Origin of the sequence: Pararhizobium sp., from assembly GCF_035497515.1 — a bacterium.
In the GTDB taxonomy this organism is placed as follows: domain Bacteria; phylum Pseudomonadota; class Alphaproteobacteria; order Rhizobiales; family Rhizobiaceae; genus Pararhizobium.
On record NZ_DATJDJ010000148.1, the window covers coordinates 1 to 8,627 of the forward strand.

Here is an 8,627-nt window from a genome sequence, read left to right on the forward strand (position 1 = left end):
TGGTGACGGCGCACCGCACGCCGTGCGGCACTATGGTCCCGGGCAATGGTTCGTCATCGGCGACGCTGTCCTTTCCTCGTCCGAGATTTTCGCAAAGGCGGCACAGCTTGATGGCAGCGGCTCCATCGCCGACCAGAGCCATGGCCGTGTGCGGATCGGGATCAGCGGCACCGCCGTCGAGAGCGTCCTTGCCAAGGGAACGGCCGTCGATCTCGCGCTTTCGCAGTATCCGGTCGGTCGTTCGGCGATGACCCTGATCGGTCATATCTCGGCGCTGATCACCCGCACGGGGCCAAACAGTTTCGAACTCATGGTCCTGCGCGGCTTTGCCGAAAGCCTCTGGGATGAACTGATCGAGATGAGTCTCGAGTTCGGCGTCGATGCGACGACCGCCAACTAGCGAAATTGTCACGTAAAGCGGAATACGTCCTCAATTTTCCGATTGTCTCGGCGCAAGCCATCGTCCATGTTTGCGTAGCGCTGAATGGGATGCGGCCCGTGAACCGCGCGTTCCGTTCGCGAATTCAGATCAGGAGGACAGCACCATGGCCAAGGGACAAGCGAAGAGCAACAAGGAAACCAGGAAGCCGAAGAAGGACAAGGTTGCAGCCAAGGCAGCCTCGCCTTTCGCCGCGACGACCCAGAAGGAAGTTCCCAAACTTTCCGGCGCCAAGCCGAAAAAATAAACCCGCGCGGGCGATGGCACTACAGCGCCGTGCGTCATATATGGCGCACGGCGCTGTAGTGCTTTTTACCTGCTGCATAATTTCATCCTTAAACCGATTTCGGTTGAAGGAAGTGGGTTGCCTTCGCCAGGTTCTATTTTGGCTGCGACGGCGTGAAATTGGCGATCAGCGCATGCCGCTCACCCGGATAGATCAGCCGCACATGGGTGATGTAGGCGCCATTGCTCCAGGTGCGTCGCTCGACCGTCAGGCAAGCAGTTCCAACCGAAATCCCGAGAGCCGAGGCAATGACCTCATCCGCGGCAACGGCCCGGATCGTATGTTCGGCCGCGCTCCAGGGAACCCTGTTCAACAGCCAAGGGCCTGGTGCTTCTTGCTCGAAACTTTCCGTCCCGGCATCCGGCACGGCGGCCAGGTTGATCAGACGCTGCTCCGCACAGAATGGCCGGTTGCCGGCAAGATGAATGCAACTCACGTCCAGGATCGGCGTCGCCCCGTCAAGATCCAGCCGCAACCGGTCATCCGCCGTGCTGCGCCGGCGGCTCTTGGCGGTCAATCGATAGTCATAGGCAAGCCCGAGCGACTGGACCTCCAGCTTGATATCCCGGATTTCCAGCACCGCCGATTGCGCCCGTGGTTGTGTGACATAGCTGCCCGATTTCCGCCGCCGCTCGATCAGGCCGGTCTTCGCCAGCTGAGTCAACGCCTTGTTGACGGTCATCCGCGAGCATTTGTACTGCTCGGCGAGATCGATTTCGAAGGGAATGCGGAAACCCGGCTGCCACTCGCCGGAGAGAATACGTGCCTCGATATCGCCAAGGATGCGCTGATGCAGAGACAGATCGCCGGTCGGCCCGGCAGGTCCGGTCTGCGCGTCCATCCCCACATCTTCAGGCGATTTCGTCATTCTCTCACTTTCAACACGTTCGGAACGCTCTACTGCATAATTCCTTACATCGGAATCGATTTAGGGAGAAAATTATGCAGCATATTTAAAGTGTTACAGCGGCCTTTGCGCGTCACGTTTGACGCGCGGCGCTGTAGCAGAATTCCGCAGCCGTCGCCTGCCCCGAAAATCAGCCCAGCAATTCGTTCATCGCGCTGCGGAACCGGGCGGAAATCGCATCTCGCCGGACATGACGCCCCTGCTCGACCTGTTTGCGGCCGGCGACCCAAACGCAATCCGGCTTCGTGCCATTGGCAAAGAGCCAGGAATCGATGATCACATCGTCGGTCTGCCCACCGATATCCGGCACCGTCAGGCTGACGAAATCCGCCGGATTGCCGGCGGCAAGCCCGGTCTTGGTCGAAAGCGCGATACCGCCATCGAGAGCGCCGTCGAACAGTGCGCGGCCGGTCGATTGGCCGGGTGCGGCCAGCACATTGCGGGAGCGATGCGCCAGACGCTGCGAATATTCGAGCTGGCGCAGCTCCTCGGGAAGGCCGATCAGCACGTTGGAATCCGAACCAATGCCGAACTTGCCGCCATGTTCACCAAAGACAACGGCGTTGAACGTCCCGTCGCCGAGATTGGCCTCGGTGATCGGGCAAAGGCCGGCAATCGTCTTGCGCTCGGCCATGCGACGGGTCTCGTCGTCGGTCATATGCGTCGCATGGATCAGGCACCAGCGGCCATCAAGGTCCGTATTGTCCAACAGCCACTGAACGGGCCGCGCGCCGGACCAGGCGATGCAGTCCTCTACTTCCTTCACCTGTTCGGCCACGTGGATATGGATCGGCCCGTCCTTGGCCATGGCGACGACGACGGACAATTCCTCCGGCGTCACGGCCCGTAGGCTGTGCGGCGCGACGCCGACCTTTCCATCTGCAAGCCCCTTCACCGCAGATCGGCAGCCGTCGAGCAGGCGCGCGAAACTGTCCGTGCTATTGATGAACCGGCGCTGCCCGTCATTCGGCTGAGCACCGCCAAAGCTGGAATGCGCATAAAAGACCGGCAGCAGCGTCAGCCCGATCCCCGTCTCGGAGGCTGCGGATGCGATACACTGTGCCATCTCGGCGATGTCGGCATAGGGGCAGCCATCGATATCGTGGTGGAGATAATGGAACTCGCCGACGCGGGAAAATCCGGCCTCCAGCATTTCCATATAGAGCTGACGGGCAACGGCTTCGACATGATCCGGCGTCATCGACAACGCGAACCGGTACATCACGTTGCGCCAGCTCCAGAAACTGTCGGCGCCTGGGCCGCGTGCTTCGGCGAGCCCCGCCATGCCGCGCTGGAAGGCGTGGCTGTGCAGGTTCGGCATGCCCGGTACGAGAATGTCGTGACGCTCGTCGCCCGCCTGGGCGGCGACGCAGGCCTCGATCGACGAAATCCGGCCATCTTCGATCGTCAGCCGGACATCCTTCTGCCATCCCGTCGGCAGCAGAGCCGATTTCACATGCATGCTGGTCAAGGCCTCACCCCTTCCTGACTGTCGTCACGTCAAAAAACCACTTGCGCTCATTTTCTTTATGTCTATACATAATAGCACAAAAAGGAAAGGCTAGAAAGCGATGTCTTCCGTAAAATCGGCACCGGACAGCACCCGGCCAACCGCCTGCGATCGTCTCTGGCGAAACGCCTGGCTTGCGACGCTCAACCCGGCCTTGCCGGACCTTGGCCTTGTCGAAAACGGCGTCATCGCCGTGCAAGACGGACGTATTCTCTATGCCGGCAGCGAGGCCGGCCTGCCCTTCTCCATTGATGACGCCGCCGAGGTCATCGACTGCGAAGGCCGCTGGATCACACCCGGCCTGATCGACTGCCACACCCATCTGGTCCATGCCGGCGACCGCGCCAGCGAGTTCGAAATGCGCCTCGCAGGGGCGACCTATGAAGAAGTCGCCCGTGCTGGCGGCGGCATCGTTTCCTCCGTCCGTGCCCTACGCGAGGCCAGCGAAGACGAACTTGTCCGCCAATCGCTTCCGCGTCTCGACGCCCTGATGGCCGAAGGCGTGACCACGGTCGAAATCAAGTCCGGCTACGGCCTCGATCTCGACAACGAAGCCAAGACCCTGCGCGTTGCGCGCCGTCTGGGCGAGGAACGCGATGTCGCTGTTCGCACCACCTTCCTCGGCGCCCATGCCCTGCCGCCGGAATTCAAGGGCAATCAGGCCGGCTATGTCGCCAAGGTCGTGGATGAAATGCTGCCCGCGATCGCTGAACAGGGCCTGGCCGACGCGGTCGACGGTTTCTGCGAAGGGATCGCCTTTTCGACCGACGAAATGCGTCAGGTGTTCGATGCCGCAAAAGCCCATGGCCTGCCGGTCAAGCTGCATGCCGACCAGTTGTCCAACCTGCACGGAGCCGCCCTTGCCGCGGAATACGGTGCCCTGTCGGCCGACCATCTCGAATATACCGACGAGGCGGGCGCAGAGGCCATGGCAAAGAGCGGCACCGTGGCTGTCATCCTGCCCGGCGCCTTCTATTTCATCCGCGAAACGAAGAAGCCGCCGATCGGCCTGTTCCGCAAGGCCGGTGTCGCCATGGCGGTCGCCACCGACAGCAATCCCGGCACCTCGCCACTGACCTCGCTGCTCCTGACCATGAACATGGCAGCGACCCTGTTCGGCATGACGGTCACCGAATGCATTGCCGGCGTGACGCGGGAGGCGGCACGCGCTCTGGGGCTCGTCGACGAAGTGGGGACGCTCGAACCCGGGAAATGGGCCGACTTCGCCATCTGGAATATCGAGCGACCGGCCGAACTCGTCTACCGCATGGGCTTCAACCCGCTCCATGCACGCGTCCGCAACGGACATTGAAATTTCAAGACGCGTGAGCTGGGCTCCGCGCATCGGTGAGGACTGTAAATGACCCTGATTCTCCAGCCGGGCTCCGTGCCCCTCTCGACCCTCGAAACCATCTACTGGACCGGCGAGCCCGTCCGGCTCGATCCCGCCTTCGACAAGGGCATCGAGAAGGCTGCCGCCCGCATCGCCGAGATTGCCGCCGGCAACGCGCCGGTCTACGGCATCAATACCGGCTTCGGCAAACTGGCGAGCATCAAGATCGATGCCGCCGATGTCGCCACCCTGCAGCGCAACCTGATCCTTTCCCATTGCTGCGGCGTCGGCCAGCCGCTGGCAGAAAACATCGTCCGCCTGATCATGGCGCTGAAACTCGTGTCGCTCGGCCGTGGCGCATCCGGCACCCGGCTCGAACTGGTGCGCCTGATCGAAGGCATGCTGGAAAAGGGCGTGATCCCGGTCATCCCGGAAAAGGGCTCCGTCGGCGCCTCGGGCGACCTCGCGCCACTTGCCCATATGGCGGCGGTGATGATGGGCGAAGGCGAAGCCTTCTTCAACGGCGAGCAGCTTGATGCCCGTACCGCGCTGGAACGCGCCGGCCTGACCCCGGTCGTGCTCGCCGCCAAGGAAGGCCTGGCGCTGATCAACGGTACACAGGTCTCGACAGCGCTTGCCCTCGCCGGCCTCTTCCGCGCCCATCGTGCGGCCCAGTCCGCCCTGATCACCGGCGCGCTTTCGACCGACGCCGCCATGGGGTCCTCGGCGCCGTTCCATCCGGACATCCATACGCTGCGCGGCCACAAGGGCCAGATCGATGCCGCGGCGGCCCTGCGCGGTCTCCTCAAGGGTTCGGTGATCCGCGAAAGCCATATTGAAGGCGATGAACGCGTTCAGGACCCCTACTGCATCCGCTGCCAGCCGCAGGTCGATGGTGCCTGCCTCGATCTGCTGCGTTCGGTTGCCCGCACGCTCGAGATCGAAGCCAATGCGGTCACCGATAATCCGCTGGTGCTCTCGGATAATTCCGTCGTCTCCGGCGGCAACTTCCACGCCGAACCCGTCGCTTTCGCCGCCGACCAGATCGCGCTTGCCATCTGCGAGATCGGTGCGATCTCCCAACGCCGCATCGCGCTTCTGGTGGATCCGGCCCTCTCCTACGGTCTGCCGGCCTTCCTCGCCAAGACGCCGGGCCTCAACTCCGGCCTGATGATCGCCGAAGTCACCTCGGCGGCGCTGATGTCTGAAAACAAGCAGATGTCGCACCCGGCCTCCGTCGACTCGACCCCGACCTCGGCCAACCAGGAAGACCATGTCTCCATGGCCTGCCACGGCGCGCGCCGCCTGCTGCAGATGACCGACAACCTCTTCGCCATCGTCGGCATCGAGGCGCTGACCGCAGCCCAAGGCATCGACTTCCGCGCGCCGCTGGTGACCAGCCCGGAACTGACCAATGCCATTACGGCAATCCGCAAGGTCGTGCCGACGCTGGAAGTCGATCGCTACATGGCCAACGATTTGAAGGCTGCCAGCGTCCTCGTCGGCTCCGGCGCGCTGAACGCCGCTATATCCGCCGGCATCCTGCCGGTTCTGGAGGCTTGAGCATGATGAACGTTACTGCACCGTCACGAAACGAGGGAGAGAGGGGCCATCCATGACTGTCCTTGAAGTCAAACAAGGCGCATCCCCCGTCATCCTCGGCCTGCCGCATACCGGCACAGACGTACCGCCGGCCATCTGGGAGCGGCTGAACGACAATGGCCGTATCCTTGCCGATACCGACTGGCACATCCACACCCTCTATGCCGGTCTGCTGCCGGCGGCGACGACGGTACGGGCAACCTTCCATCGCTATGTCATCGACGCCAACCGCGATCCGGAAGGCGTCAGCCTCTATCCCGGCCAGAACACGACGGGTCTCATACCATCAACCGATTTCGATGGCGTCCCGATCTGGAAAGAGGGAGATGAGCCGACCGAGGAAGACATCGCCGCCCGTCTCGCCAATTTCCACGCGCCCTATCACGCGGCACTGGCCGCCGAAATCGAGCGGGTGAAGGCAATCCATGGCATCGCCGTCGTCTATGATTGCCATTCGATCCGCTCCGACATTCCCTTCCTGTTCGAGGGCATCCTGCCGGATTTCAACATCGGCACGGATATGGGCAAGACCTGCGATCCGGCGATCGAGGCTGCGACCGTCGATGGTGTCCTCGATCTTGATGGCCATACCAGCATCCTCAACGGCCGCTTCAAGGGCGGCTGGACGACGCGGCACTATGGCAAACCCGAAACCGGCGTGCACGCCATCCAGATGGAACTGGCGCAGTCGACGCACCTGACCACCGAGGCGCCGCCCTTCGCTTATGACGACGGCAAGGCCGCCAAACTCCGCATTCACCTTAAAGACATTCTCACGCGCATCGAAACATCCGCGCTGACATTGGTAAAACAAAACAGGGGAACAAAATGACCAATCCTCGTCACAATATCCGCGATATCAGAGCCGCGCGCGGCACCGAATTGACCGCAAAATCCTGGATGACCGAAGCGCCGCTTCGCATGCTGATGAACAATCTCGACCCCGAAGTGGCCGAGAACCCGCATGAACTGGTCGTCTATGGCGGCATCGGCCGCGCCGCGCGCACCTGGGCGGATTTCGACAAGATCGTCGAGACCCTTCGCGATCTCAACGAAGACGAGACGCTGATGGTGCAGTCCGGCAAGCCGGTCGGTGTTTTCCGCACCCACAAGGATGCGCCGCGCGTGCTGATCGCCAACTCCAACCTCGTGCCGCATTGGGCGACCTGGGATCATTTCAACGAACTGGATAAGAAGGGTCTCGCCATGTACGGCCAGATGACCGCCGGTTCGTGGATCTATATCGGGTCGCAGGGCATCGTGCAGGGCACCTACGAAACCTTCGTCGAGGCCGGCCGCCAGCATTACAACGGCGACCTCAAGGGCAAGTGGGTCCTGACCGGTGGTCTCGGCGGCATGGGCGGCGCCCAACCGCTGGCAGCCGTCATGGCCGGCGCCTGCTGCCTCGCCGTTGAGTGCAATCCGGACTCGATCGATTTCCGCCTGCGCACCCGCTATGTCGACGCTCGCGCCGAAACGCTCGACGAAGCGATGGACATGATCCGGCGCTGGACCGCTGCCGGTGAAGCCAAGTCCGTCGGCCTGCTGGGGAATACCGCCGATATCCTGCCGGAAATGGTTCGCCGCGGCATCCGCCCCGACATGGTCACCGACCAGACCTCCGCCCACGATCCGATCAACGGCTACCTGCCGAAGGGCTGGACGATGGCTGAGTGGAAGGAAAAGCGCGAAAGCGACCCGAAGGCTGTCGAAAAGGCTGCGCGTGCCTCGATGCGCGACCATGTCGAAGCGATGATCGCCTTCCAGGACATGGGCATCCCGACCTTCGACTATGGCAACAACATCCGCCAGGTCGCCAAGGACGAAGGTCTCGAAAACGCCTTCGCCTTCCCGGGCTTCGTGCCGGCCTATATCCGCCCCCTGTTCTGCCGCGGCATCGGTCCGTTCCGCTGGGCTGCCCTCTCGGGTGATCCGGAGGATATCCGCAAGACCGACGCCAAGGTGAAGGAACTGACGCCCGGAAACAAGCACCTGCACAACTGGCTCGACATGGCCGCCGAGCGCATCGCCTTCCAGGGCCTGCCGGCGCGCATCTGCTGGGTCGGCCTCGGTGATCGTCACCGCCTCGGCCTCGCCTTCAACGAGATGGTCAGGAATGGCGAACTGTCGGCCCCAGTCGTCATCGGCCGCGACCACCTCGATTCAGGTTCCGTCGCCTCGCCGAACCGCGAGACCGAAGCGATGAAGGACGGCTCGGACGCCGTCTCCGACTGGCCGCTCTTGAACGCGCTGCTCAACACCGCCGCGGGCGCCACCTGGGTATCGCTGCACCACGGCGGCGGCGTCGGCATGGGCTTCTCCCAGCATTCAGGCGTCGTCATCTGCGCAGATGGCACAGACGATGCAGCCCGCCGCCTGGAGCGTGTCCTCTGGAACGACCCGGCCACCGGCGTCATGCGCCATGCGGATGCAGGCTACGACATCGCCGTGGATTGCGCCAAGGAAAAGGGCCTGCGGCTTCCGGGGATTCTCGGGAACTGAGACTAGATCTGCGGCATTTTCGGAAGACCAGGATACCGCAGGACCACA

At 62.8% G+C, this 8,627-nt stretch carries 8 protein-coding genes; 6 read left to right on the forward strand and 2 right to left on the reverse strand.

The window, feature by feature from the left end:
* Window positions 1–400, forward strand: a 400-nt coding sequence (locus VL202_RS14770; protein WP_325464855.1) for a sarcosine oxidase subunit gamma family protein, incomplete at its 5' end; no start/stop codon positions are given.
* Window positions 401–545: 145 nt separating this feature from the next.
* The gene (locus tag VL202_RS14775; RefSeq protein ID WP_325464856.1) at window positions 546–686 is read left to right on the forward strand and encodes a hypothetical protein; all 141 of its coding nucleotides are present in this window, start codon (window positions 546–548) and stop codon (window positions 684–686) included.
* A gap of 133 nt (window positions 687–819) precedes the next feature.
* On the opposite strand, the gene hutC is transcribed toward VL202_RS14775, so the two are convergent.
* On the reverse strand, window positions 820–1,566 hold the full coding sequence (gene hutC, locus VL202_RS14780; RefSeq protein ID WP_325464862.1) for a histidine utilization repressor: 747 nt from the start codon (window positions 1,564–1,566) through the stop codon (window positions 820–822).
* A 196-nt stretch (window positions 1,567–1,762) separates the two neighbouring features.
* Window positions 1,763–3,103: a formimidoylglutamate deiminase gene (locus VL202_RS14785; protein WP_325464857.1), complete on the reverse strand. Its 1,341-nt coding sequence runs from the start codon at window positions 3,101–3,103 to the stop codon at window positions 1,763–1,765.
* A gap of 100 nt (window positions 3,104–3,203) precedes the next feature.
* Here VL202_RS14785 and hutI point away from each other — a divergent pair, with 100 nt between their 5' ends.
* Genes hutI through hutU form a run of 4 tightly spaced genes read left to right on the forward strand, consistent with a single transcriptional unit; the run spans window position 3,204 to window position 8,579 of the window.
* Window positions 3,204–4,454, forward strand: coding sequence for an imidazolonepropionase (hutI, locus tag VL202_RS14790; RefSeq protein ID WP_325464858.1), 1,251 nt, complete (start codon window positions 3,204–3,206; stop codon window positions 4,452–4,454).
* Window positions 4,455–4,502: 48 nt separating this feature from the next.
* Complete coding sequence (gene hutH, locus VL202_RS14795; protein WP_325464859.1) at window positions 4,503–6,038, forward strand: histidine ammonia-lyase; 1,536 nt, start codon at window positions 4,503–4,505, stop codon at window positions 6,036–6,038.
* 52 nt (window positions 6,039–6,090) lie between these two features.
* Entirely contained in the window at window positions 6,091–6,909 is an 819-nt protein-coding gene (gene hutG, locus VL202_RS14800) for an N-formylglutamate deformylase (RefSeq protein ID WP_325464860.1), read from the forward strand.
* Window positions 6,906–8,579, forward strand: coding sequence for a urocanate hydratase (gene hutU / locus VL202_RS14805; protein ID WP_325464861.1), 1,674 nt, complete (start codon window positions 6,906–6,908; stop codon window positions 8,577–8,579). The genes hutG and hutU overlap by 4 nt, the downstream gene beginning before the upstream one ends.
* The last annotated feature ends 48 nt before the right edge of the window (window positions 8,580–8,627 follow it).

What these genes read in the sequence shown, in the direction of transcription:
- VL202_RS14775 (WP_325464856.1), top strand. Translation starts at nt 546, where the DNA reads ATGGCCAAGGGACAAGCGAAGAGCAACAAGGAAACCAGGAAGCCGAAG.
- hutC (WP_325464862.1), bottom strand. Translation starts at nt 1,566, where the DNA reads ATGGACGCGCAGACCGGACCTGCCGGGCCGACCGGCGATCTGTCTCTG.
- hutI (WP_325464858.1), top strand. Translation starts at nt 3,204, where the DNA reads ATGTCTTCCGTAAAATCGGCACCGGACAGCACCCGGCCAACCGCCTGC.
- hutH (WP_325464859.1), top strand. Translation starts at nt 4,503, where the DNA reads ATGACCCTGATTCTCCAGCCGGGCTCCGTGCCCCTCTCGACCCTCGAA.
- hutG (WP_325464860.1), top strand. Translation starts at nt 6,091, where the DNA reads ATGACTGTCCTTGAAGTCAAACAAGGCGCATCCCCCGTCATCCTCGGC.
- hutU (WP_325464861.1), top strand. Translation starts at nt 6,906, where the DNA reads ATGACCAATCCTCGTCACAATATCCGCGATATCAGAGCCGCGCGCGGC.